Origin of the sequence: Paenarthrobacter nicotinovorans (assembly GCF_021919345.1) — a bacterium.
Taxonomy (GTDB): domain Bacteria; phylum Actinomycetota; class Actinomycetes; order Actinomycetales; family Micrococcaceae; genus Arthrobacter; species Arthrobacter nicotinovorans.
Genome location: NZ_CP089293.1, coordinates 2,075,898 through 2,100,209, shown reverse-complemented (window position 1 = coordinate 2,100,209; position 24,312 = coordinate 2,075,898). Strand labels below are relative to the sequence as shown.

The window sequence follows — 24,312 nt, the reverse complement described above, 5'->3', positions numbered from 1 at the left end:
AGAAGCCATGGAACCCGTCCCCGACCTGACCAGCAGCCTGCGCAGCCTGGAGGCCTTGCGCTCGGTAACCCCCGTGACCCCGATGATCCCGCCGGGTTTGAGAAGCTGGTGGGAAGGTGCGCTGGATGTCGAGGGCCTTGCATTGGGTTCAGTGTTGGCAGCAGCCACTGCCCTGGAAGCCCTGACAAGCTTTGCGGGCAGGTACTCAGCGTCATCTGGGCCGGTGGCTGCTTCGTTCGATTCGCTGACGCACCTGCGGATCGCGGACGCCAAACCCCAGGGCTTCGCACCGGCGTCGGGCTTCCGGCGGACCTCCGACGGCTGGATCCGCCTTCACGCGAACTACCCTCACCACGCAGCGCGGCTGATGGAAGCGTTGGGCGCGAACAGCGCCCAGGACGTGGACGACGCACTCCTGACCATGACCTCCCTGGACGCAGAGGATGCCATCAACGCCAACCGGGGCGTGGCTACGGCGGTCCGACGCCGTGGCGAATGGGTCTCCTCCGCCATGCACCGCGCGCTCTCTGATGAACCGTGGATCCGGTTTCTCCCATCAACCGCCCTGCAGATGTCGTCAACCACCTCACCAGTTTCTTCTGCCTCAGCCGCGTGGAAGCCATCCAACAACCCTGAACGGCCACTCACCGGCCTGCGGGTTCTGGACCTGACCCGCGTCATTGCAGGCCCGACGGCGACCCGGCTCCTCGGAGCGCTCGGAGCCGATGTCCTGCGGATCGATCCTCCGGGCCTCCCGGAATTGGAGGAGGCTTTCGTGGATGGCGGTTTCGATAAGCGATCTGCCGTGGCCGACCTGGGGAACGCTGCCGGACTGGAGACCGTCAAAGACCTGATCTCCACCGCGGACGTCGTCGTGACGGGTTACCGCAACGGCGGCCTGGACAGATTTGGCCTGGGAGCAGAAACCCTGTTGGCCGGGAAGCCGGACCTTGTGGTGGCGACCCTGTCGGCTTGGGGAAGCGCGGGGCCGTGGAGACAACGGCGCGGTTTCGACAGCCTGGTACAGGCGGCCTGCGGCATCGCCGAAGAATACGGGCACCTGGACGACGACGGGTGGAAGCCAGGTGCGCTGCCGGTGCAGGCCCTGGACCACGCAACAGGCTACGGAGTGGCGGCTGCCGTACTGGCCCTGTTGGCAGAGAGGTTGACGACAGGGGCAGGAGGAATGGCGGCTTTGTCGCTGGCACGCACCGCCGAGGAACTGTTCAGGTTGCCGGACCGTCAAGCCGACGTAAAGGCCGCCCGTCTGCCCCAACCTGCGTATCGGGAGACCCCGAGTGCGTATGGCCAGCTGCGGTTCGTGGGGCCGCCGCTGTTGGTGGACGGCGTGCAACTGCAGTATCGCCGGCCGCCTGTGCGGTATGGAACATCCCCTGTGGCGTGGAGCCAGTAAGGCGGGCTTCCTTTAGTAAGCTCGAATGCATGAGTGTTATCCGCCAAGCCACTGTTGACGATGTCCCCGCGATCCTGCGCATGATCCACGATCTGGCGATCTATGAAAAGGAGCCGGACGCCGTCAAGAACACCCCGGAAAGGCTCACGGAGGTGCTGTTTGGCGAGAACCCGCGGGTCTTTGCCACGATCGCGGAAAACGCTGCCGGCACCGTGCAGGGGTTCGCGCTGTGGTTCTTGAACTACTCCACCTGGGAAGGCGTCCACGGCATCTACCTGGAGGACCTTTACGTCGAACCCGACGCCCGTGGTGAGGGCCATGGGAAGGCGCTTCTTCAGTACTTGGCAGCGACCGCCGTCGAACGTGGTTACGCCCGTGTGGAATGGAGCGTCCTGAACTGGAACGAACCATCCATCAAGTTCTATAAAAAACTCGGCGCGTTCCCCATGGAGGAATGGTCCACTTTCCGCCTCACCGGAGAGGCCCTGGAAGCTTTCGGCACGAAGGCCGGACAGTTAGAGGAATCGTTTGCCCGTGGCTGAAACGCACTCCTCAATGCCGGAACACACCGTCCTGAACCGCCACGAATTCCGTGGCGTACGCACGGTTGAACACTACTTCACCGTCCCCCTGGTGCATTCCCCCGCTGCCAACGAAGCCACCAGTGAAACGATCACCGTCTTTGCCCGGGAGTACTCCTCCACGGCGCATACCGCGGAAGAAGCGTCCAAGCTGCCGTGGCTGCTGTTCCTGCAGGGAGGTCCGGGTGGACGCGGGAACCGGGTCACCTCCCTGGCCGGCTGGATGAAGGCAGCCGCGCGGGATTTCCGCATCCTCATGCTCGACCAACGCGGCACCGGTCTTTCCACCCCCGTTGAACGGCAAACGCTGGAGCTTCGTGGCGACGCTGCTGCCCAGGCTGAGTACCTGACGCACTTCCGGGCCGATTCGATTGTTGCCGATGCAGAATTCATCCGTGGCGTTCTTGGCTCGGGTCCTTGGACCGTCATGGGCCAATCCTTCGGCGGGTTCTGTGCCTTGACCTATCTGTCCTTCGCGCCGGAGGGTTTGCGCGAGGTCCTGATCACCGGAGGCCTGGCTCCCTTGGAAGGACCCGCTGACCGGGTCTACCAGGCGACCTTCAAGCGCGTTGCTGCACGGAACGCCGAATACTTCGGTTGGTACCCTGAAGACCGTGAACGGGTCACCCGGATCGTCCGGCACTTGGAAAAGACTCCCGAGTTCCTGGCAAGCGGTGAGCGGTTGACCCCGGAACGGTTCCAAATGGTCGGATCGTTCCTGGGAGGCAACACCCGCGTGGATTCGCTCCACTATCTGCTGGAGGATGCGTTCATCGACACCTTGGACGGGGAGCGACTCTCAGAAGTGTTCCTCGAGCAAGTACGAAGCCTGGTCAGCAGGGCTGCCAACCCCCTTTACGCTGTGCTGCATGAATCAATCTATGGCCAGGGCGAGGCAACCAACTGGGCGGCGTGGCGGGTCCTGGAGGATTATCCGGAGTTCGAGCCGGGCGCCGAACAGCCGCTGCTCACCGGGGAAATGGTTTATCCCTGGTATTTCGAACAGGACCCCTCCCTCGCACCCCTGCGCGACGTAGCGGAAATCCTTGCCGCTCGCAAAGACTGGAAGTCGCTGTACGACACCGCCGCCTTGGCCGCGAACCCGGTTCCCGTGGCTGCGGCAGTGTACAAGGATGACATCTACGTGGACCACGATTTGTCACTTGAAACCGCTGCGGCCGTTCGCGGGCTCCAAGCATGGGTAACGTCCGATTTCCACCACGACGGTATCGCGGAAGATGGTGAAGGCATCTTCAAACGGCTTTTGGGCATGGTCCGTGGCGCACGCTGACCGCTTGGCTGACCTTCAGCGGCTGCTCACGCCCGGGCGGCGCCGAAGAGCCATGGCCAGAGTCAGGGCAAGGACTGCTGCAGCCACTAAGCTGGACGCCACGTTGAGGCCCTGGTAGCCAATCCACGCGAGGAGAAGGCCGGAGGTGGCACCCCCGATTGCCCCCGCAGCGCCCATCAACGTGTCCGAGACTCCTTGGACGGTGACCCGCTCATCCTGGCTGACGCTCTCAGCCAGCATCGTCGAACCAGCGATGGTGGCTGCGGACCAACCCAGGCCCAGAAGGATCAATCCTGCAGTGACAAGCGTGGGTTCGTGCTGCCCGAAGCCGGCGATGAACACGGCCACCAGCAGCAGGCCGTGCCCGATGGCAATGGTCTGCGGCCGGCCGGCCTTGTCCGTCAGCCATCCCCACACCGGCGACAAGGCGAACATGCCGGCAATATGAAGCGAAATGGTGACCCCGATAATCACCAGAGCATCCGTACTGTCGGTGGTTCCCCCGTGGTGGCCGGCATGGGATCCGTCCACCAGCTGCTGGAGGTGAAGAGGCGTCATGGACATGACCGCCACCATGACCCCGTGGGCGGCGATAACAGCGGCCAGTGCCAGAAGGGCCTGCGGGGAGGAACGAACGGCCCGTAGGCCGGACCTGACAGTGCCCCTGACGGGGATGCTCCCGGTACCGCCCGAATCGTGGGCGCTTGATGCCAGCCGCCGGGCAAGCAACAAGGGATCCGGCCGGAGCCCCAGGAACAGAAGCAGCGCCGCCAGCAAGAGCCCTGCCGCGGAAAAGACAAAGGGGCCTGCAATGGGCGGCAACCCAAGAGCCTGTCCCACCAAGGCACCTGGCTGGATGAGGTTCGGCCCGGCAACCGCTCCGATGGTGATGGCCCAGACCACTGTGGACAGGGACCTGCCGCGATGTTCGGGCTCGGCGAGGTCTACGGCAGCAAACCGCGCCTGGAGGTTTGCCGCAGTGCCCAGGCCCAGGAAGGCTGCCCCCAGTATCAGGACGGGGAATGACCTGGCCATCACGGCGACTATGAACAGGAGTGCCCCGATCATGGCAGCTACCAAGCCGGTGACCAGACCCACCCGGCGTCCACGTGCTTCGGCCAGCCGCGCCAGCGGAAGGGCGGCAATGGCGGCCGCCAGGGTCAACACGGTAGTGATGGAACCTGCCCATGCCTCGGAGCCGGACAGATCAACAGCCAGCAGGGAGCCAATGGAAAGCGTCGCTCCATTGCCAACTCCGCTGAGGAGCTGGGACGCACTGAGCAGGAAAACACTACGGCGCTGAACCCGTTGTGGGTCCAGCGCCGTAGTTGGGGAGGTAGTCACCCCATGAGACTACAACTTTCGATGAAGTTACTCTGCTTCGCTCAAGCTCTTCCGTGCGTCTTCCTCAAGCCGGGCATCAATCTTGGCCTGGCGTGCTGCGGGGCTGAGAAGGCTGGCCACTACGGCCACGACGATGGTACCGACGATGACCGCCAGCGACACGTACGTAGGGATCTCCGGAGCCCACTCGATGTGGTGGCCGCCGTTGATGAAGGGAAGTTCGTTGACATGCATGGCGTGCAGGACAAGCTTGACGCCGATGAACGCCAGAATTACCGACAAGGCGTGCTTCAGATAGACCAAGCGGGTCATGAGTCCGCCCAACAGGAAGTAGAGCTGACGAAGGCCCATCAACGCGAAAATGTTGGCTGTGAAAACGATGAAGGCACTTTGGGTCAGGCCGAAGATCGCGGGGATGGAGTCCACGGCGAACAAGAGGTCGGTCAGGCCGATGGTCACGAAGACGATCAGCATGGGGGTGAAGACCTTCTTGCCGTTGACAGTGGTCCGCAACTTGCCGCCGTCGAACTTCTCAGACATGGGAAGCACCCTGCGAAGGCGGGCAATCAAGGGGTTCTCGGCCCCTTCTTCCTCATCCTCACCGGAGTCCTTGGCTTGCTTCCAGGCGGTCCACAGAAGGAAAGCGCCGAAGATGTAGAACACCCAGCTGAACTGTTCGATCACCACGGCGCCCAGGGCGATGAAGATACCTCGGAGCACCAAGGCGATGATGATGCCCACCATCAGCACTTCCTGCTGGTACTTACGGGGCACAGCGAACCGGGCCATGATGATGATGAACACGAACAGGTTGTCGATGCTGAGGCTGTATTCAGTCACCCAGCCCGCAATGAACTGGCTTCCGTACTCGGGGCCCGTGAAGTAGAACATGGCTCCGGCGAACACCATGGCCAAGGCCACGTAGAAAGCGACCCACAGGCCGGCTTCCTTCATCGAGGGTTCGTGGGGGCGCTTGACGACCAACAGCAGGTCGACAGCGAGGATAATTCCGAGGACGACAAACGAGCCGACCTCGAACCAGACAGGGAGCTCCATTAAAGGGCCTTTCGCAGGGTACGGGAAAACGGTGTAAGTCTCTCCGGCCGCCTTGGAGCGTTTGATGCTCTGACATGGCGACCCGCTAGGCCCGGCGAGGCAACCATGCCTTGCGTGCTGACGAACCTAGCGCTTGGGATACTCCCCTACGTGGCTTAAACCTTACCCTAGGCGTGACCGGCGGACTGCATCTGCCGTAATTCGCGCTTCAACTCCTTGACTTCGTCACGGATCCTTGCCGCGACCTCGAACTGGAGTTCGGCGGCGGCACCATGCATTTGTTCCGTTAGCTGTTCAATGAGGCCCACCAAATCCTCCGCCGGCGCTGCTGCAAGGCCGTCCTGCCGGACAGTTGCGGCACCCTTCGCGGACGTCTTACCGCGTTTGCCGCCCTTGGCCAGCCGGTTGTTGTTGAGCAGCTCCTGGGTGTCTGCGTCTTCCTTGGCCAACTGGTCGGTGATGTCAGCGATTTTTTTGCGCAAGGGCTGCGGGTCGATGCCGTGCTCAGTGTTGTACTTGACCTGGATGGCGCGGCGGCGGTTGGTCTCATCAATCGCGTGCGCCATGGAGTCCGTGATCCGGTCGGCGTACATGTGGACCTGGCCCGACACGTTACGGGCGGCACGGCCGATGGTCTGGATCAGCGACGTGGAGGAACGCAGGAAGCCTTCCTTGTCGGCGTCGAGGATACTCACCAAGGAGACCTCCGGAAGGTCAAGGCCTTCCCGGAGCAGGTTGATGCCCACCAGGACATCGAAGACACCCATGCGCAGTTCCCGGAGCAGCTCCACACGCCTCAAGGTGTCGACGTCCGAGTGCAGGTACTCCACCTTGATGCCGTGTCCCACAAGGTAATCGGTCAGGTCCTCGGCCATCCGCTTGGTCAAGGTGGTCACAAGAACGCGCTCGTTCTTCTCCGTGCGGATTCGGATCTCCCCCAGCAGGTCGTCGATCTGGCCCTTGGTGGGTTTGACCACCACCTCGGGGTCGATGAGGCCCGTGGGTCGGATAATCTGCTGCACATAGCCATCGGCCTTCCCGAGCTCGTACTTTCCGGGAGTGGCCGAGAGGTAGACCGTCTGGCCGATGCGCTCAAGGAATTCGTCCCATTTCAGGGGCCGGTTATCCATGGCAGAGGGCAACCGGAAGCCGAAGTCCACGAGGTTTCGCTTCCGGGACATGTCGCCTTCGTACATGGCGCCGATCTGCGGAATGGTCACGTGCGATTCATCGACCACCAGCAGGAAGTCATCCGGGAAGTAGTCCAGGAGGCAGTGAGGTGCCGTGCCGGGCTCGCGGCCGTCAATGTGCACCGAGTAGTTCTCGATGCCGTTGCAGAACCCCATCTGCTGCATCATTTCAAGGTCATAGGTGGTCCGCATGCGGAGTCGCTGGGCTTCCACCAGCTTGTTCTGGGCTTCGAGGACCTTCAGGCGGTCCGCCAGTTCGTCTTCAATCCGCTTGATGGCCCGCGCCATCCGTTCGGGACCGGCCACGTAGTGCGAGGCCGGGAAGACGTACATCTCTTCCTCCTCCCGGATGACCTCGCCAGTCAGCGGATGGAGCGTCTGGATGTTCTCGATCTCATCGCCGAAGAACTCAATCCTGATGGCGAGTTCCTCGTACATGGGAATGATTTCCACGGTATCGCCACGGACCCGGAAGGTTCCCCGGTGAAAGTCCATGTCGTTGCGGGCGTACTGCATGGAGACAAACTTCCGCAGGAGATGGTCGCGGTTCATTTCCGCTCCCTTCCGGAGCGTCACCATCCCGGCGATGTACTCTTCGGGCGTGCCCAAGCCGTAGATGCAGGAAACGGTTGCCACCACGATGACATCGCGGCGGGTCAGCAATGCGTTGGTGGCAGAGTGGCGCAGCCGTTCGACTTCCTCGTTGATGGACGAGTCCTTCTCGATGAAGGTGTCCGTCTGGGCCACATACGCTTCCGGCTGGTAGTAGTCGTAATACGAAACGAAGTACTCAACCGCGTTGTTCGGCAGGAGCTCCCGGAACTCGTTGGCCAGCTGCGCCGCCAGGGTCTTGTTCTGCACCATCACCAAGGTAGGCCGCTGGACCTGCTCGATGAGCCATGCCGTGGTGGCGCTCTTGCCCGTACCCGTGGCACCAAGGAGGACTACGTCCTTCTCACCGTTGTTGATGCGTTCGGTCAACTCTGCGATGGCGGTTGGCTGGTCGCCTGCGGGCTTATAGTCACTGACAACTTCAAAGGGTGCGACGACACGGTTGATTTCCTGGGCAAGGCTCATACATCAAATCTACCCCCGACCCCGGACAGCTACTGTCCGCGTTTGCGCTCAGCGGAAGATGAATACGACGGCGGTGCCCAGCCGGTGCGTTTGGCCCACTCCTCCATCTGCGGCCACGCCACGTCAGTGAACCACGGCTCTTTGGCTTCGGCATAGGCTGCACTGTCCTTGTCCCCCGCATGGGCCCCGGCCAGGCCGCGTTTGTGGGCCTCATACTCAGCGCGGGCTGCAGGGTCGGCGCGCAGCCAGTCCCGGAACAACAGGGCGTAATACCAGCCGGGCGATCCAGCCTTCCGAACGTGAAGGTTCACAGCCCTGCCGGGATCGGCGTTGGCATGGAAGCGCTTTTGCCAGGATTCCGGAGAAGGGTGGGAGGGCTTCGGGGTGTCCCCGCGAACGTGCTGCACTGCTGGGAATCCGGCTGCGCCAAGCAGGGGCGAGATCCGGTCGGCCGTCTCGAGATCGCGCACTGTCAGTTGAAGGTCGATGACATCCTTCGCGGCCAGGCCCGGCACAGAGGTTGAGCCGATATGGTCAACGGCCAGAATCGCATCCGGAGCGGCCAGGGCGACGCGGGCTGCCAGCCGTTCGGCCTGCCGTGCCCATTCCCCATTCGGGGCAACAAGGACGGGGCCATCTGTCCGGGGCGCGCGGACACCACTCTTGATGTTTTCCGCAAAAGGCACCAGACGCCGCTCCCACAGTGCATCAACCGCGGCAAGTAGATCCTCCCGACTGCCGGAATTGTCCAGGATGACGTCGGCTGCAGCTTGGCGCTCCGCCCTGGAGGCCTGCGCGGCCATGCGGGAACGCGCGTCCTCCGGCGTCATGCCTCGAAGCTCCACCATCCGTTGGACACGCAGCTCATCAGGCGCATCCACTACCAGCACCAGGTGGAAGGTGCTGCCCTGTCCGGTTTCCACCAGCAGCGGGATGTCCTGCACCACGATGTCACCCGCACCGGCGCCGTTCATGATGGCGGCCGCGGACTTGCGGACGAGCGGGTGGACGATGGCGTTCAGGATTTCGCGCTGAGCCGGTTCCCGGAACACGATGGAACCCAGCTTCGGTCGGTCGAGCCCGCCGTCGTGATCCAGGATGCCAGGACCGAAGGCTTCAACAACCTGTTCCAGCCCCGGTGTCCCGGGTTCCACTACTTGCCGGGCGATAACATCCGCGTCTATGAGCAGTGCCCCCAGCTCCCGGAGCCTGGATGCCACCACCGATTTGCCTGAGGCGATGCCGCCCGTCAGTCCGATTTTCAGCACCCCTCAACACTAGACTGAAGCGGTGGAAATTGAGGAAGAAAGCCGTGCGACCCGGTACACGACGCTCCGGGCAGGGCCCGACTTCCGCCACGAACTGGAAATCCGGCGGTCGCGTTTCATCACCGTGCTCCGCAGGGTGCCGGATGAGGATTCCGCCCGCGCGTTGGTGGCCGGGCTACGGCGCGAGTTCCACGACGCCCGCCACCACTGCTCGGCGTTCGTCATCGGACCGGACCGGATGATCCAGCGATCGAACGACGACGGCGAACCCTCCGGTACCGCGGGCATACCGATGCTCGAAGCCCTTATCAAACGTGAGTCGGCGCCCGGGGTGACCGACCTCAGCGACGTCGCTGCCGTCGTCGTACGCTATTTCGGCGGAATTCTGCTGGGGGCGGGCGGGCTGGTCCGTGCCTATTCGGAATCGGTCTCGACGGCCCTGGACCTGGCTCCCCTGGTTCAGCGACGGCGTCTGCGGCTCTGCGCCGTAGAGGTCGCCCATGCCGAAGCCGGGCGTTTGGAGAACGAACTCCGGAATGCCGGATATGTCATGGCTGAAACCGCGTATGAAGAACGGCATGCGGTCCTGCGCATAGCGCTGGAGGACTCAGCCACTGAGATTGGCGATGCCCACGCCCGGGTGGCGGCACTGACCGCAGGCAGCTCACTCCTCCGTCCCGAGGGTACCGAATGGATTGACGTTCCGGCCTAAGAATGCGCCAACAGATTGACCGCAAAACAGAAGGACCCCTGCCCGGAGGCAGGGGTCCTTCTTTGGCTATTCAGCACATCCCGTGAGGGCGGCGGAATTAGTTGCCGGTCAGCTTCTCGCGCAGTGCGGCGAGTGCTTCGTCGGACGCCAGGGTGCCAGCGTTGGACTCAGCAGCAGCCGGCTCCGAGGAGTAGCTGGTGGTGCCGGAATCGCTCTCACCGGACGTTGCAGCAGCAGCGTCGTCGGCAGCGTGCTGGGCAACCTGCTTCTTGTGGGCTTCCCAACGGGTCTGGGCGTCAGCGTACTGCTGCTCCCAAGCGGCGCGCTGGGTCTCGTAGCCTTCGAGCCATTCGTTCGACTCGGGGTCGAAGCCCTCAGGGTACTTGTAGTTGCCCTCTTCGTCGTACTCAGCGGCCATGCCGTACAGAGCGGGATCGAACTCGGTGCTGTCAGCGTCCACGCCCTCGTTGGCCTGCTTGAGGGAGAGGGAGATGCGACGACGCTCGAGGTCGATGTCGATGACCTTGACGAACAGTTCGTCGCCAACGGAGACAACCTGCTCGGCGAGCTCCACGTGGCGGACAGCCAGCTCGGAGATGTGGACGAGGCCTTCGATGCCGTCTTCGACGCGAACGAACGCACCGAACGGAACCAGCTTGGTGACCTTACCCGGAACAACCTGGCCGAGGGCGTGGGTGCGGGCGAAGGTCTGCCACGGATCTTCCTGCGTAGCCTTGAGCGACAGGGAGACACGCTCGCGGTCCAGATCCACTTCGAGGACCTCGACGGTGACTTCCTGGCCAACCTCGACAACCTCGGACGGGTGGTCGATGTGCTTCCAGGACAGCTCGGAAACGTGAACGAGGCCGTCTACGCCGCCCAGGTCCACGAATGCACCGAAGTTGACGATGGAGGAAACAACGCCCGGACGAACCTGGCCCTTTTCCAGCTTGTTGAGGAACGTGGAGCGAACCTCGGACTGGGTCTGCTCGAGCCATGCACGGCGGGACAGAACAACGTTGTTGCGGTTCTTGTCGAGCTCGATGATCTTGGCTTCGATCTGCTGACCGATGTACGGAGCGAGGTCGCGGACGCGACGCATCTCGACGAGGGATGCGGGCAGGAAGCCGCGCAGGCCGATGTCCAGGATGAGGCCACCCTTGACAACCTCGATGACGGTACCGGTAACGACGCCGTCTTCTTCCTTGACCTTCTCGATGTCGCCCCAGGCACGCTCGTACTGAGCACGCTTCTTGGAGAGGATCAGACGGCCTTCTTTGTCTTCCTTGGTGAGAACCAAAGCTTCGACCTGATCGCCAACGGCGACAACGTCACCGGGATCAACATCGTGCTTGATGGAAAGCTCGCGGGAAGGGATGACACCTTCGGTCTTGTAACCGATGTCGAGCAGAACTTCGTCGCGGTCGACCTTGACGACGGTACCTTCGACGAGGTCTCCGTCGTTGAAGTACTTGATGGTGGCGTCGACAGCTGCGAGGAAGTCCTCAGCGGTACCGATGTCGTTAATGGCGACTACGGGGGTACCGGGCTTCTCGGTGGAGGTGATGGTCATGTAGTAGGGGCTCCGTTGTGGATAGTTAGTCGGTCAGGCAAACCGCTGCCGCCCGGGTCCGGACGGCAGAACACGGCAAAGCGCCGGGTCATCCTGATTTGTGGATTAGTACAAAATGGATGCATGCACGTAGTACACGCCCGTTTATTCTAGTCGTATTGGCAAAGCAGGGTCAAAAGCGGTGTTATGGCTTCAAGACATCCCCGAGCCGCGCGAAGGAAATACCCTTGTCCAGCAACCGCGGCAAGGCGCGCCCATAGCCTTCCGCCGTTGCTCCCGCCGGCTTGTTGAAGTGCGAAATGACAATGTCTCCGGGCCCGACCCGGCCCACCTCGGTGGCGACGGTGGCCGCCGGAAAGGTCGCGCCGCCGTCGCCGTTGACAGTAAAGTTGACCGGCAGCATGCCGAGCCTGCGCGTCATGGCGGCCGTGACGTCGTCGTAAAAGGCCGTTCCCGGACGGAAGAACCGCGGGGACTTCCCGAACGTGTCCTGCATGATTGCCTGGTTGCCCATGAGTTCGTCGTACGCCGCGGACGCTGTGGCCGTTCCGGTGATCCCATAGGCTGACTTGCCGCTGACCGACAACGGAAGGTGTGATGTCCCGTGGTTGGCCAGTTCGAACAGCGGGTCCGCTGCCAGCTCCGCGGAAAGTCCGGGATTGGCCTGGATCCAGCGGCTGTTGACGAAGAGTGTGGCGGGTACGTGGAGCTTGCGCAGGGTCTGCAGCAGTTCATGGTCGCACCCTGAACCCCCCGGCCCGCCGCACGCATCGAACGTCAAAGCCACTTGCTTGGCCGGAGAGTCGTTGACGACTCCGGTGACGTGCAGTCCCCATTCCTTTGGCTGCCTGCCTGCAAACTCAGCAAGGATTTTTAGTTTGTCCGGCACCGCCGGGGTCTTCATGGTCGGCTGCGCGAGGGCGGCTGCAGCCTGTTCGCTCGACTTGGCAGAGACGGACGGAGGCGGCGTAGCGGGACCGGTTGGCCGCAATTGCTCCGTTGCCGCATCCTTTTCAGGAGCGGCCGGCAAGGACCCGGTCCCGCTGTCTGCACATCCTGCCAGGACAGCAGTTGCCAAACCTGCCATTCCAAGCAGCACTGATCGCCGGCCAGCCAATGGCCGCCGCTTGGAATCCCCCATGGATGTCCTTACTGACGTTGTAACTATGTGGTTGTAGTGAAGTGGTACTGCCTAGAAGTGTGTCAGACAGTGAGCGGAACGTTCCACTGTGAACAACTGCTGGGCCAGGAACGCGGCGCCCGGGGTGTTCTCGCGGATGCGGCCGGCGGCTGCCAGCGTCACCGGCGATACCGCACCCAGGTAAATGGAGGCGAGGCCTGCGGCGTCCATGCTGAGGTCCGGCGTCTCACCCGAAGCATCCTTGACGACGGGGGCAGCACCGCCGTCGGATTCCAGAAGCCAGGTGCCGCCCGCCAAGCCCAAGGAGTCGGTGACCTCAATAACCAGGCGGCCGGCTGCAGGGAACTTCCGGGCCTCCAAAGCGGCCTGGGTATCCAGGATCCTGAGCCACAGCATGTCACGGACTTCGGATGCCTCAATGCACCTCTGGTCCTCGAGCGCCCATGCCAGCGGATCATCCACGGGGGCCTCGGCCCACGTGACTTCGTCGATGAGGTCGATGCTGCCCAGGAAGCGCCACAAGTCGCGGTAGCCGGCGTTGGTTGCGGCAACGAGGTCCACGATTTCCATGGTGTACGGCTTGTGGTCCCAGCCCTTGAAGCGGTAGGAAACGTAGCCATCCAATGTTCCGGAGGGGTCGTAATGCAAGGCGCAACGCACGGAGGCATCGGGCTTGCCGTCATGGCCGATTGAACCGGATGCCACCAAGCGGTAGTACTCCTGCCTGTCGACCGAACCCGGAGAAAGCCGCTGGACCCGCTCAAAGACCTCTGGCGCAACGTCCAGGAGGACTGAAGGATCGGCGACTTCGACCACGCCTTCAGGCTGTCCCTTGAGCCGGAATCGCGGACCGGTGTCGACTTTGATGCTGCGTTCAAAAGTGGCCACACCAAAGCCGAATCGTCCGTAAATGGAACCTTCGGAGGCCGTGAGCGCCGCCATGGCGAGGCCGTCGTCCTTGGCGCCTTGCAGGTCGGCAGTGATCATGCCGCGGAGGATTCCGTTGCGCCTGTGGGTTCCACGGACGGTTACGGCAGTAATCAGGTTGGACTCCAGCTGGCGCCCGTAGCCGATGTTGAGAGATTTGCGCATGGTGGCATAGGTGGCCACCGGGACATCCGCGCCGAGCGAATGATCGGGAACGTCCGCGTTGACATAGACACCGGTCAGCTCGCGCTTGTCGGTCCGGTAGGCGGCCAGGGTTTTGGCCAGGTATTCGTCGTCCCGCCGCTCCTGGTGGAAGCCGTGCGAGACGGCCTGCACCCAGGTGGTGCAACGGCTGTAGCCTTCGTCAGTCTTGTCGGCGACAACAGGGAATCGTTGGACAGAGTACTTTTCGGAGTTTCTTTCATTGGGATCAGCCACGCCTTTGAGCCTAGCCAGACGCCTGAGGGCGCGCCACCACCACGGCGGCGCGCCCTCAAGCGGTTACTCGAAAGCTAGTGTCCGGCCTCGTACCAGCTTGATCCGACACCGATCTGGACATCGAGCGGAACTGACAGGTCCGCGGCAGAGCCCATTTGTTCGATGACCAGTTTCTCCACGGCTCCTCGCTCCCCCGGCGCTACTTCCAGGACGAGTTCGTCGTGGACCTGCAGCAGCATGCGGGACTTCAGGCCCTGGCTGGCGAGCTCGGCCGATACCCCCAGCATGGCCCGCTTGATGAGGTCGGCAGCGGAGCCCTGGATCGGCGAGTTCAAGGCGATCCGCTCTGCTGCTTCCCTGGCCTGGCGGTTGGTGCTGGTCAGATCCGGCAGGTAGCGGCGGCGGCCTTCGATGGTGGCGGTGTAGCCGTCGGTCCTGGCCTGGTCCACGACGCCCCTCAGGTAGTCCCGGACACCACCGAAGCGGTCAAAGTAGTCCTTCATGAGCGTCCGGGCCTCATCGACGGAAATCTCCAATTGCTTGGACAGGCCGAAGGAGGTGAGGCCGTAGGCCAGCCCGTACGACATTGCCTTGACCTTGGAGCGCATGGCGCTGGTGACTTCTGCCGGCGCGACGTTGAAGATCCGCGAGCCCACAAAGCGGTGAAGGTCTTCGCCGTCCCGGTACGCCTGGATCAATGCCTCATCGCCCGAAAGGTGGGCCATGATCCGCATTTCGATCTGCGAATAGTCAGCGGACAACAAGCACTCGTAACCTTCGCTCACTACGAAAATACCGCGGACCCGGCGCCCCTCTTCGCTGCGGACCGGGATGTTCTGCAGATTCGGGTTGTTGGACGAGATACGGCCGGTGGCGGCGATGTTCTGCGCGTAGGTGGTGTGGATTCGCCCATCGTCAGCGACGGACTTCTTCAGCGTCTCCACCATCTGGGCCAGCTTGGACGACTCACGGTGCGCCATGAGCTGGACCAGGAACTCGTGGCCGGTCTTTTCAAGCAGAGCCTTGAGGGAGGCAGCGTCCGTGGTGTAGCCGGACTTGATCTTCTTGGTCTTGGGCAGGCCCAGTTCCTCGAACAGGACTGTCTGCAGCTGCTTGGGCGAACCGAGGTTCACCTCATGCCCGATAGCCGCAAACGCCTGTTCCTGGGCGGTCTGGATCACCTTGGTGAGGTCCGCCAGCTGTTCATCCATACGGTCCGTGGAGACGAAGATGCCCGTCAGTTCCATTTGGGCCAGGACGCGCGCCACTGGAAGTTCCAGCGTGGTCAGCAGGGCGTCGGCTTTGCGGTCTGCAAGCTCCTTTTCGAAGTGCTTGCTGAGCGCGTGCACGACGGCGGCATGCTGGACGAGCGCGGCAGCGGCAGCCTGGTCCGTATCACCGGAGAGGTCGAGTTCCAGCTGTCCGGACTGGGAAGCGGCCGTGGCCAGGGAGATTTTGAGATGGACCTGTGCGAGTTCGGCGAGGTCGTAGCTGCGGCGGTCGGGCTGGATGAGGTACCCGGAGATGGACGTGTCATCCACGACCCCTTCCAGGCCAAGGCCGCGGTTATGCAGGGCCTTGAGGGCCGACTTGAACTCGTGCAGCACTTTGGCTTCTTCGGGGTCGCGCAGCCAGCGGGCCAACACTCCCTCGGCCTCGGCGTCCAGGCCCGTCAGTTCAATGAAGGCTGCACCGTTGGCGCGGACGACGGCCAAGGCACTGGCGTCCTCACCCACCCGGCCGGGGACCATCTGCACGGCCAGGGCCGAACGCATGCCGGATCCGGCGGTGAAAAAGGCTTCCAGCCCGGAAGCATCCGTGAGTGAGTCGAACTCGGGGGCATCGATGGTGTCCGGAGCAGCCCCCGCTGTGTCGTCACCATAGAGGTCGAAAAGGCGCGTGCGGAGGGTCCGGAATTCGAGCTCTTCAAAAAGCTCTTCGATGGCCTGCCGGTCAGGACGCGGTTCGTGGAGATCCTCCAAAGTGATGGGCAGTTCCAGGTCCGTGAGCAACTGGTTCAGCCTGCGGTTGCGCTTGACGTTTTCCAGGTTCTCCTTGAGCGCGCCGCCCACCTTGCCTCCAATGGAATCAAGGTTCTCCAGGATGCCTTCCAGGCCGCCATAGAGGTTGATCCACTTGGCCGCAGTCTTGGGGCCAACGCCTGGAACGCCGGGCAGGTTGTCGGCGGATTCGCCGACAAGCGCGGCGAGGTCGGAGTACAAACCGGGCTTAACGAAGTACTTCTCCTCGATGGCGGCCGCGTCCATCTTGGGAATGTTGCTGACACCCTGCTTCGGATAAAGCACAAAAACGTTGTCGTTGATGAGCTGGAAGGCGTCCCGGTCACCGGAAACCAGCAGCACCTCGAAACCGGCAGCATCAGCCTGCGAGGCCAGCGTCGCAAGGACATCGTCAGCCTCGTATCCGGGCATGGCGATGGTTTTGATGCCCCATGCCTCCATCACCCGCGCAATGAGGCCTATCTGGCCGGCGAACTCAGCCGGAGTGGCGTTTCGGCCGCCCTTGTACTCGCTGTACTCCGCCTTGCGGAACGTCGTGTCGTCGGAAACGTCGAAAGCGACAGCCACATGCGTGGGCTTCTGGTCCTTGATCAAGTTGATCAGCATGGACGTAAAACCGTGCACCGCGTTGGTGTACTGACCCCGGGCCGTGGAGAAATTCTCGGCAGGAAGGGCGTAGAAAGCCCTAAACGCCATGGAGTGGCCATCCAGGACCAGCAACCTTGGCCGGCCCTCCCCCGCGGAGACGCTGGAAGCAGTGGCAGAAGGGGCGGGTGCTGTTGCAATGGCAGCAGCTTGGGCCGTTGGAACCTGGTCCGGTTTGGTTGTTTCACTCACAGGTGCCAGCCTAGTTGGCATGATGGACAATTTCACGCCGAACAGCTTTGTCGACCAACTCAATGAGGCCGGGGTGCCCGAAGAATTCCACGATTGGCTTTCCGCGCACGGCGTGGGAACCCTGGTGGTGAAAATGGGTATCCGTTTCACGGAGATGAGTGCGGAACGGATGGTGGCCACCATGCCTGTGGAGGGAAACACCCAGGTAGCAGGCATTCTCCATGGTGGAGCCCACGTTGTGCTGGCGGAGACCCTTGGCTCCTTTGCGGCATCGTTGCACGCCGGAAGGGGACGCCACGCCGTCGGCATTGAAGTGGGCGCAACCCATCACCGTTCAGTGGCAACGGGTACCGTCACCGGCACGTGCACCGCGATCCACCTCGGCGGCACTTTGGCCACGCATGAAATCGTCATCACTGACGAGAAAGGCCGGAGGCTCTCAACAGCCCGCATCACCAACATGATCCGGGACAACCGCCACTGATTCCGCTCGGGCCGGAAACCCGCCATTACCGTGCGGATTGCTGCAGCCGGTAGCGCAATTCCACCGCAGCCCCACCAAGCGTCCTCGACGAGACCAACTCGAGTGGCGCCGTCGGGCCCTTCAACGGCAACAGCGGCTTTCCGGCGCCCAGTATCACAGGCACGATGGTGACAATCATTTCGTCGAGCAGTCCGGCGTTGGCAAATTGGGCCACCAAGTCACCTCCACCGACCAACCAGACGTTCTTGCCGTCGGCGGCCTTGACCAGGTCGGGAGCGAATTCCCTGACCTCGCCGCGGACGAAGGTGATATCCGATCCCGCGGGTGCGGAGTACTCGTGGTGGGTGAAGACCCAGCACGGGATGTCCGGATACGGCCAGGTGCCGGGTTCGTGCTCAATGAGCCACCTGTAGGTGTCTCCGCCCATGGCGATGCAACCAACGCCGGCCATGAACGAGCCAATGCCCTCGTTGACTTCGTCGACGCTGTCGAACTGCAGGAGCCAGCCGAGGTCGTCGTCAGGCGAAGCGATGAAGCCGTCGATGGTGGAAGCTACGTAGTACTGGAACGTCGACATGGCCCCAGACTAGTCAGTCCGAAGCAGGGTTCCCATACTCCACGCGGACACTCCCATTATCCGGCAGGACCACCACCCTGCCGCGGTCCAGCGACCATCCGTCGTTCAGCAGGAAGATCCGTCCGCCGCTGACCACCAGCAAGCGCAGGCCGGTGTAACGGTACAGGGGTGCCGCCTCCGAGCCGGCCGACTCCTCCTTGACGTTAGGCACAGTAACGGCCAACCGTTCCTTGCTGTAAACGACGGCGGTGGGCAGCAGGTGGGAGCGCTCCTGGTAGTCGACCGCGGCGCCCCGCCCCAGCGCCTGGGCGTAGTCGGAGGTTCCCCAGAACAGCAGGAGCGTCACCAGGACAAATACCAGCCACCCTTCGAGGGCGCCCTTGCCGGCGCGCGGGGCCTGCGCTGAAAGCCCGGCAGCCCGGCGTCGGACCCGCAGGCCCCAGGCGCCGACAACGAGCCCCGCAGCGATGAGGAACGGCGCATAGAGGACCGTCTGTTCAGGGCGCGCCGTCACCGCAAGCCACATCACGGCGGCATAGGCGAAAGCTAGGAAAAGAATTACCGTGGCGGTCAGCTGCACCCGCCTCCGCTGCCCGGGAAATTCGAGGACGCGCGCCACTGCCCGGTCCAGCATCAACCACAACAAAGCGATGACCACCAGCCACGCCAGGGGCTGGAACAACGACTGGATACTCCGCAGCATGAAGTCCTGGACCGTGTAGCCGAACAGGCTGACGTCCAAGCCCATCGCTTTCGCCTGGGCATCGGTGCGTGCCCATCCGAAATAGACCAGCAACGCCGTGACAACCGTCAACGGCGGACCGACGAGCGAGAGCACCTCGAGGGTCCGTTGCCATCGGGTGTTGCTTCGGTCCGGAGCCGCCGTTTCTTCGCTCACGGTGAGGCCGTGGGGGTTGCTTCAACGGACACCGTGGGGGTCCCGGTGGCGGTAGATGGACCTCCTCCGGTTGCCTTAGGGCTCGGGGTAACTCCGGCGTCGTCGTAGAAGAACGTCACTGAACCGGCGATGTCCACGGTGTCCGTGACCGATATCCGGACTGACTTCCGCCCTTGGGCGGGCGGCATCCGCAGGTAGAGCGTCCCGTAGTCTTCCCTGTCCCCCACGAATTCGACGTCTGCCGGAACGCCGTCGAACATGACCTCGCCAACGCGGACGTAGTAGCCGTCGAGGCGGACAATGGTGCCGCCGGAACTTGGGCCGGAGGCCCGGGGCGTCCCCGGAACCGGCCTGAGCTGTTCGTCCACTACTGTCAAGCCCAGCAACTGGCGCGGACATGCCTCGCCCAGCCCGGGTTCGACCTTCAAGGCAGCATCAGGGTTGCTGCGACGTTGGGCCACCAAAGAGGCCGACATGGCTGCAACCCTGAACTCCAGGCACTGACTCTGCGGAATCCGCGGCACGGCCGAAACCGCGTTGGACGCCTTTTCCCAGTCCCCCCGGCTGCCGCTTAGCACGGCGCGGCAGACAGCGGCACCGGCCACCCAAACGGCCGCGTCCTCCGCCCCTTCGATGCTGCGGTCCAGGGCGTCGCACTGGAATTGCTGCAGAAGGAGGTATCGCTGACCGGAGGTGGGATCGTTGGGCCCGACTGGCCCTATGGGAATCCATCGCACGACTGGCGCGTCTGCCTGCGGCGCTGCGGGACCGGCAGGGCCGGCAGGTTGTGCCGCCGTCGGATCGCCGGCCGTTGGACTGGCCTGTCCGGAGGTTGCGGCCGTTTGCGCCCCGGACCCCGGCTGCGGGGAAAGGCCTTCAGAGGACGGCGGCAAGCAGGCTGAAAGGACCAGCAGCAGGACCGGGACCAGGGCAAGTCCTGTCGGGCGGCTTCGGGATTGGCACTTCATGACAGCCCCATATCTGCCGGATCACGACCACGCAGTCATATTCATGGCTACACTGCCGATTATTCTCCCGAATGGACGAAGCTGCCAGAGTAGTTGCTACCCGCAGTTGCTACTTTCCGAAGTACGGAACAATCAGGTAGATGCCGAACAGGACGGCCACCCCGCAGAAGCCAAAGCAAATGTAGGCCAGGGACCGCATCAGGACCGGGGACTTCTGCTGGGCGTCGCCGGCAATGGCAGTAAGCCGCACGCCCAGGGAGTACAGGACCACGAGCGTCACGGCGGCAAGGAGGGTAACGCCGGCTACCTGCAGCAGTTCCAACCATTTCATCGCTGCACGTCCTTGCTCGGGGTGTTCTTTCGGGACTTCTTCTTCTTGCGGAACCGGACGGCGTGGCCGGCCTCTTCAACCTCGACGGCGTTGTGGTGCCCAACGTGCGATTTCCGGGATACAACGAACATGAAGACGATGGCTGCCGTTCCGGCTACTGCGGCGATCACGACACCCACGACGCCGACCCCAACAAGCAGGGCGGTCAGGGCACCAACGATCGCCGATGCCGGGAGGGTAAACAGCCATCCCAAGGCGATCTTGCCTGCGGTGCCCCAGCGGACGGAGGTGCCTTTGCGGCCCAGGCCGGAACCGATGACGGAGCCGGAAGCAACCTGCGTGGTGGACAGGGCGAAACCCAGGTGCGAGGAAGCAAGGATTGCGGAGGCTGTGCTGGTTTCAGCTGAGAAACCCTGGGCGGGCTTGACCTCGGTCAAACCGGACCCCATGGTGCGGATGATGCGCCAGCCACCGGCGTAGGTTCCGATCGCAATGGCAAAAGCACAGGCGGCGATGACCCAGAACTGCGGTCCGCTGCCAGGTGTCTGGGTGCCCCCGGCGATCAGGACCAGCGTGATGATGCCCATGGTTTTCTGCGCGTCGTTGGTACCGTGCGCAAGGGCCACCAGGCTGGACGTGAAGATCTGGCCCGTGCGGAAGCCGCCTCGCTTTTGCGTGAGCTTGTCGCCGGTTTCGGGATCATGCCGCGAGGTGAGCGCGTAGGCCAGGCGGGTACAAATGTACGCCACCACGCCAGCGATCAGCGGCGCGAAGAGCGCAGGAAGGATGACCTTCTGCAGAACGGTTTCGAAGTTGATGGAGTGGAATCCGATGCCCACAACCGCGGCGCCGATCAGACCGCCGAAAAGCGCATGCGAGGAACTCGACGGCAGGCCCTTGAGCCAGGTGATCATGTTCCAGAGGACGGCACCCATCAGCCCGGCAAAGATAATGTCAGGAGTGATGTGGATGCCGTCGGAGCCTTCGCGGATCAGGCCACCGGAAATGGTCTTGGCCACTTCAGTGGACAGGAATGCGCCCACAAGGTTGAGTACCGCGGCCAAGGCAACGGCCGTCTTGGGCTTGATCGCCCCCGTAGCGATAGGCGTGGCCATCGCATTGGCTGTGTCGTGAAACCCGTTGGTGAAGTCAAAGAATAGGGCCAACGCTATTACCAGCGCGACCATGAAGGTGATATCCACCTGTTGCCCAATCTGCAGAGTCGACGTTCAGCAGTTTCACTTCCCCATACCTGCCATCCACAGCATAGTTCAGCAATTGTTCAACTGACCCTGCTTGCGGGATTCACTCTGGCGGGCTTGAAACCTTAAGAATCCTACGTGCCATCCACTGAGCAGCCAAACGTATGGGATCCCCGGTTCACCCCAGGTACCTGCGCACGGCCGCGAGTTCGCCCCGGCTCAACCCTTTGCGGGGATCCGGTGAGATGCAAAGCACACGATCCTGCTGGTATTCGGCCCACGAGCGGGCATCCGACTCCTGGCTGAGCTGGTCGTCAAGCCAGATAATACGTTCACTCCCGGTCGCTGCCAGGTCCTTCTGCAGGGCTACCAGCTTCCACCATTCCGGCCCCTCATCCCAGCCTTGGCTTGAAAGTACCGGCCAGTCCTGGCCGTTCAGGCCAATAGCGGGGCACAGGAACTCCGGCGCGAGGCGCTCCCACGTCGTCAGCCACACGAACCTGGCGGAGGGATGTTCAGCGAGGTCGTTGAGCTCGGCCACGGCTTCAGGCGCAAAGGCAACCTCCAGGATGCCGGCGTCGGCGATGCTCCATTCGCCGCCCCAGTCCGTGGTTCCCATCGGACTGAAGGGGTTCACCACGCCGTCGACGTCAAGGTAGATGGACACGGGCCTCACGGCGTCCCCCATGGAATCCACAATCGTCCCCTCCCCAATAGATGGAAGCCAGCCTACGGGAATGGGGTTTGTTCGGATGCAGCGAGCCGATAATCAATCTCTTGACGTGCGTCATGGAAGTGATAATCTCGAGTCATGGAAAAGCCCCCAGTCCACTCCGCCCAGAGCGTCCGCGACATCGAGGACACCGTCCGCACCGATTTCAGGCACGCCATGTCCTACGGCGGGTATCTGGACCTTGATCGTTTGCTTAGTTCCCAGCACCCGCTCAGCAAGCCGGAACACCACGACGAATTGCTGTTCATCATCCAGCACCAGACCAGCGAACTCTGGCTGAAGCTGGTGCTGCACGAGTTGTTGGAGGCCAGGCGGCTTTTCGACGCTGACAACCTCGGCAAAGCGCTCAAATGCATCGCCCGCGTGAAGGCAATCCAGCGCACGATGACGGAGCAGTGGTCCGTCCTGGGCACCCTTACGCCGCGCGAGTACGCCCAGTTCCGCGGGTTCCTGGGCAGCTCCTCAGGCTTCCAGTCCTACCAATATCGCGGGGTCGAGTTCCTGCTGGGCAACAAGAACCGCGGGATGCTGCGCGTCTTTGAAAGCGACCCCGAAGCCCACGCCCTGCTGAGCACCCTCCTGGAGGAGCCCACGCTGTACGACGCCTTCCTCGGGGTCCTTTCCCGTGCCGGCTATGACATCCCGGCGGACATCCTGAACCGTGACACGAGCGAGCCGTGGATCTTCCGCAAGGATCTGGTTCCCATCTTCCAGAAGATCTACGAATCGGATGACACTCAGTGGGGACTCTACGAAGCCTGCGAGGACCTTGTGGACATCGAAGACAACTTCCAGGCCTGGCGCTTCCGTCACCTCCGGACCGTCCAACGCACCATCGGCTTCAAGGTCGGTACGGGCGGATCCTCCGGCGTGGACTTCCTCAAACGCGCCCTGGACCTGACGTTCTTCCCCGAGCTCTACGCCGTCCGCACCGAAATCGGCAACTAAGCACACCACCCCCCGGGCAGCGCCGCCCAGAACTTCCGCAGGAGAAGCCATGACCACCCCACAGCAGACCCAAAGCCCACTGCAGACGTCGGCCGAACTGGACGCCGCTGATCCCCTCGCCGCCCAGCGTGAGGCCTTTTACGCCCCCGACGCCGATCAGCTCACCTCGTACCTGGACGGCAACTCGCTCGGACGCCCCCTGAAGGCAACAGCGGCGAACCTCGCCTCCTTCGTCCACGACGCCTGGGGCAGCCGCCTCATCCGCGGCTGGGACGAACAATGGATGGACGAGCCCACCGCTGTGGGCGACCGCATCGGCGAAGTGACCCTCGGAGCGGCCCCAGGCCAGACCATGGTGGGTGACTCCACCTCCGTCATGCTCTACAAGATGATCCGCGCCGCTGTCGACGCTCAGCCAGGCCGCGACGAGATCATCATCGACCGTGACAACTTTCCTACTGACCGCTTCATCATCGAAGGGATCGCCAAGGAACGCGGGGCAACGATCAAATGGATCGCGGCCAACCCCGCCAGCGGCGTCCGCGCCGCGGACCTCGACGGGCTCCTCGGTGAGCGGACCGCCGTCGTGGTCCTCAGCCATGTCGCCTACCGCTCAGGGTTCCTGGCCGATGCCGAGGGAATCACCGCCAAGGTCCACCAAGCCGGTGCCCTCATGCTCTGGGACCTCTGCCACTCTGTGGGCTCCGTACCCATGGAACTGGATGCGTGGGGCGTGGACCTTGCCGTCGGCTGCACCTACAAGTACCTCAACGGCGGACCCGGCTCCCCTGCCTTCGCTTACGTCAACTCCTCGCAGCAGGACCGCCTGCAGCAGCCCATCTGGGGCTGGATGGGCGCCGACAACCCCTTCGGCATGACCGAGGCCTACCGTCCGGCGCAGGGCATCCGCCGCTTCATAACCGGCACACCCCCGGTCCTGGCCATGCAACCCCTCAAGGACATGGTCGAACTTATCGCCACTGTGGGAATGGACGCCATACGGGAGAAGTCCATCAAACTCACGGAGTACGCCATCGCGTTGTCCGAGGAACTCCTGGTCCCGCTCGGCGCTTTCATCGTGAGCCCCCGGGACCCGGCAGAACGCGGTTCTCACATCACCGTGGACCACCCGCTCTTCGCCGACGTCACAGCCAAGCTTTGGGAAAAGGGAGTCATCCCCGACTTCCGCCCCCCGCACGGCCTCCGCATCGGCCTCTCCCCGCTCAGCACCAGCTACGCCGAGGTTGAGCTGGGAGTGGCAGCTATCCGCAACGCCCTCGCCGAACTGCAGTGAGCCGGGA

Annotated in this window: 21 protein-coding genes; 7 read left to right on the top strand and 14 right to left on the bottom strand. The window is 63.0% G+C overall.

The window, feature by feature from the left end:
• The first annotated feature begins 7 nt into the window (after positions 1-7).
• From JMY29_RS09795 to JMY29_RS09785, 3 genes are read left to right on the top strand one after another with little or no spacing between them, the layout of a single operon-like run.
• Positions 8-1,414 carry a CoA transferase gene (locus JMY29_RS09795; RefSeq protein ID WP_189075595.1) on the top strand — a complete coding sequence of 469 codons (1,407 nt, stop codon included), beginning with the start codon at positions 8-10 and terminating at the stop codon, positions 1,412-1,414.
• A 29-nt stretch (positions 1,415-1,443) separates the two neighbouring features.
• Complete coding sequence (locus tag JMY29_RS09790) at positions 1,444-1,956, top strand: GNAT family N-acetyltransferase (RefSeq protein ID WP_189075596.1); 513 nt, start codon at positions 1,444-1,446, stop codon at positions 1,954-1,956.
• A 13-nt stretch (positions 1,957-1,969) separates the two neighbouring features.
• Entirely contained in the window at positions 1,970-3,286 is a 1,317-nt protein-coding gene (locus tag JMY29_RS09785; RefSeq protein ID WP_189075761.1) for an alpha/beta fold hydrolase, read from the top strand.
• Positions 3,287-3,301: 15 nt separating this feature from the next.
• Here JMY29_RS09785 and JMY29_RS09780 read toward each other — a convergent pair whose 3' ends face one another.
• From JMY29_RS09780 to coaE, 4 genes are all read right to left on the bottom strand, one after another.
• Positions 3,302-4,630 (bottom strand): MFS transporter, encoded by a 1,329-nt coding sequence (locus tag JMY29_RS09780; protein WP_189075597.1) that lies wholly within the window; start codon positions 4,628-4,630, stop codon positions 3,302-3,304.
• Between the two features lie 27 nt (positions 4,631-4,657).
• The gene (locus JMY29_RS09775; protein WP_018777540.1) at positions 4,658-5,686 is read right to left on the bottom strand and encodes a TerC family protein; all 1,029 of its coding nucleotides are present in this window, start codon (positions 5,684-5,686) and stop codon (positions 4,658-4,660) included.
• Between the two features lie 167 nt (positions 5,687-5,853).
• Positions 5,854-7,953, bottom strand: a complete 2,100-nt coding sequence (gene uvrB, locus JMY29_RS09770) for an excinuclease ABC subunit UvrB (RefSeq protein ID WP_018777539.1) — start codon at positions 7,951-7,953, stop codon at positions 5,854-5,856.
• 29 nt (positions 7,954-7,982) lie between these two features.
• Positions 7,983-9,221 carry a dephospho-CoA kinase gene (gene coaE / locus JMY29_RS09765; protein WP_110504599.1) on the bottom strand — a complete coding sequence of 413 codons (1,239 nt, stop codon included), beginning with the start codon at positions 9,219-9,221 and terminating at the stop codon, positions 7,983-7,985.
• Between the two features lie 22 nt (positions 9,222-9,243).
• Here coaE and JMY29_RS09760 point away from each other — a divergent pair, with 22 nt between their 5' ends.
• On the top strand, positions 9,244-9,933 hold the full coding sequence (locus JMY29_RS09760) for an IMPACT family protein (RefSeq protein WP_110504598.1): 690 nt from the start codon (positions 9,244-9,246) through the stop codon (positions 9,931-9,933).
• A gap of 97 nt (positions 9,934-10,030) precedes the next feature.
• On the opposite strand, the gene rpsA is transcribed toward JMY29_RS09760, so the two are convergent.
• From rpsA to polA, 4 genes are all read right to left on the bottom strand, one after another.
• A complete protein-coding gene (gene rpsA, locus JMY29_RS09755; protein WP_011774756.1) occupies positions 10,031-11,506 on the bottom strand; it encodes a 30S ribosomal protein S1 in 1,476 nt (491 codons plus the stop codon).
• Positions 11,507-11,690: 184 nt separating this feature from the next.
• Positions 11,691-12,647 (bottom strand): polysaccharide deacetylase family protein, encoded by a 957-nt coding sequence (locus JMY29_RS09750; protein WP_189075598.1) that lies wholly within the window; start codon positions 12,645-12,647, stop codon positions 11,691-11,693.
• Positions 12,648-12,698: 51 nt separating this feature from the next.
• Complete coding sequence (locus JMY29_RS09745) at positions 12,699-14,012, bottom strand: GNAT family N-acetyltransferase (RefSeq protein WP_189075599.1); 1,314 nt, start codon at positions 14,010-14,012, stop codon at positions 12,699-12,701.
• A 74-nt stretch (positions 14,013-14,086) separates the two neighbouring features.
• Positions 14,087-16,729 carry a DNA polymerase I gene (polA, locus tag JMY29_RS09740; RefSeq protein WP_229778596.1) on the bottom strand — a complete coding sequence of 881 codons (2,643 nt, stop codon included), beginning with the start codon at positions 16,727-16,729 and terminating at the stop codon, positions 14,087-14,089.
• Between the two features lie 160 nt (positions 16,730-16,889).
• On the opposite strand from polA, the gene JMY29_RS09735 reads away from it, so the two are divergent.
• The gene (locus JMY29_RS09735; RefSeq protein WP_026267138.1) at positions 16,890-17,354 is read left to right on the top strand and encodes a hotdog fold thioesterase; all 465 of its coding nucleotides are present in this window, start codon (positions 16,890-16,892) and stop codon (positions 17,352-17,354) included.
• 25 nt (positions 17,355-17,379) lie between these two features.
• On the opposite strand, the gene JMY29_RS09730 is transcribed toward JMY29_RS09735, so the two are convergent.
• The 6 genes from JMY29_RS09730 to JMY29_RS09705 form a co-directional block, all read right to left on the bottom strand.
• A complete protein-coding gene (locus tag JMY29_RS09730) occupies positions 17,380-17,931 on the bottom strand; it encodes a dihydrofolate reductase family protein (protein WP_189075600.1) in 552 nt (183 codons plus the stop codon).
• Between the two features lie 13 nt (positions 17,932-17,944).
• On the bottom strand, positions 17,945-18,829 hold the full coding sequence (locus JMY29_RS09725) for a hypothetical protein (protein WP_229778588.1): 885 nt from the start codon (positions 18,827-18,829) through the stop codon (positions 17,945-17,947).
• Entirely contained in the window at positions 18,826-19,797 is a 972-nt protein-coding gene (locus JMY29_RS09720) for a hypothetical protein (RefSeq protein WP_189075601.1), read from the bottom strand. Before JMY29_RS09720 ends, JMY29_RS09725 begins: the two co-directional genes overlap by 4 nt.
• Before the next feature lie 109 nt (positions 19,798-19,906).
• Complete coding sequence (locus tag JMY29_RS09715; protein ID WP_018777530.1) at positions 19,907-20,128, bottom strand: hypothetical protein; 222 nt, start codon at positions 20,126-20,128, stop codon at positions 19,907-19,909.
• Positions 20,125-21,330 carry an inorganic phosphate transporter gene (locus JMY29_RS09710; RefSeq protein WP_018777529.1) on the bottom strand — a complete coding sequence of 402 codons (1,206 nt, stop codon included), beginning with the start codon at positions 21,328-21,330 and terminating at the stop codon, positions 20,125-20,127. The genes JMY29_RS09715 and JMY29_RS09710 overlap by 4 nt, the downstream gene beginning before the upstream one ends.
• Before the next feature lie 178 nt (positions 21,331-21,508).
• Positions 21,509-22,027, bottom strand: coding sequence for an HAD domain-containing protein (locus tag JMY29_RS09705; RefSeq protein ID WP_039241178.1), 519 nt, complete (start codon positions 22,025-22,027; stop codon positions 21,509-21,511).
• A 114-nt stretch (positions 22,028-22,141) separates the two neighbouring features.
• Here JMY29_RS09705 and kynA point away from each other — a divergent pair, with 114 nt between their 5' ends.
• Positions 22,142-23,011, top strand: coding sequence for a tryptophan 2,3-dioxygenase (kynA, locus tag JMY29_RS09700; protein WP_189075602.1), 870 nt, complete (start codon positions 22,142-22,144; stop codon positions 23,009-23,011).
• Positions 23,012-23,060: 49 nt separating this feature from the next.
• Positions 23,061-24,305, top strand: coding sequence for a kynureninase (locus JMY29_RS09695; RefSeq protein ID WP_189075603.1), 1,245 nt, complete (start codon positions 23,061-23,063; stop codon positions 24,303-24,305).
• Positions 24,306-24,312: the final 7 nt, after the last annotated feature.

Excerpts from the sequence above, each read along its gene's own strand:
- JMY29_RS09720 (WP_189075601.1), bottom strand. The coding sequence starts at position 19,797 with ATGAAGTGCCAATCCCGAAGCCGCCCGACAGGACTTGCCCTGGTCCCG.
- JMY29_RS09775 (WP_018777540.1), bottom strand. The coding sequence starts at position 5,686 with ATGGAGCTCCCTGTCTGGTTCGAGGTCGGCTCGTTTGTCGTCCTCGGA.
- JMY29_RS09715 (WP_018777530.1), bottom strand. The coding sequence starts at position 20,128 with ATGAAATGGTTGGAACTGCTGCAGGTAGCCGGCGTTACCCTCCTTGCC.
- rpsA (WP_011774756.1), bottom strand. The coding sequence starts at position 11,506 with ATGACCATCACCTCCACCGAGAAGCCCGGTACCCCCGTAGTCGCCATT.
- JMY29_RS09790 (WP_189075596.1), top strand. The coding sequence starts at position 1,444 with ATGAGTGTTATCCGCCAAGCCACTGTTGACGATGTCCCCGCGATCCTG.
- JMY29_RS09750 (WP_189075598.1), bottom strand. The coding sequence starts at position 12,647 with ATGGGGGATTCCAAGCGGCGGCCATTGGCTGGCCGGCGATCAGTGCTG.
- uvrB (WP_018777539.1), bottom strand. The coding sequence starts at position 7,953 with ATGAGCCTTGCCCAGGAAATCAACCGTGTCGTCGCACCCTTTGAAGTT.
- JMY29_RS09730 (WP_189075600.1), bottom strand. The coding sequence starts at position 17,931 with ATGTCGACGTTCCAGTACTACGTAGCTTCCACCATCGACGGCTTCATC.
- JMY29_RS09795 (WP_189075595.1), top strand. The coding sequence starts at position 8 with ATGGAACCCGTCCCCGACCTGACCAGCAGCCTGCGCAGCCTGGAGGCC.
- JMY29_RS09695 (WP_189075603.1), top strand. The coding sequence starts at position 23,061 with ATGACCACCCCACAGCAGACCCAAAGCCCACTGCAGACGTCGGCCGAA.
- kynA (WP_189075602.1), top strand. The coding sequence starts at position 22,142 with ATGGAAAAGCCCCCAGTCCACTCCGCCCAGAGCGTCCGCGACATCGAG.
- polA (WP_229778596.1), bottom strand. The coding sequence starts at position 16,729 with ATGGCGTTTAGGGCTTTCTACGCCCTTCCTGCCGAGAATTTCTCCACG.
- JMY29_RS09735 (WP_026267138.1), top strand. The coding sequence starts at position 16,890 with ATGATGGACAATTTCACGCCGAACAGCTTTGTCGACCAACTCAATGAG.
- JMY29_RS09785 (WP_189075761.1), top strand. The coding sequence starts at position 1,970 with ATGCCGGAACACACCGTCCTGAACCGCCACGAATTCCGTGGCGTACGC.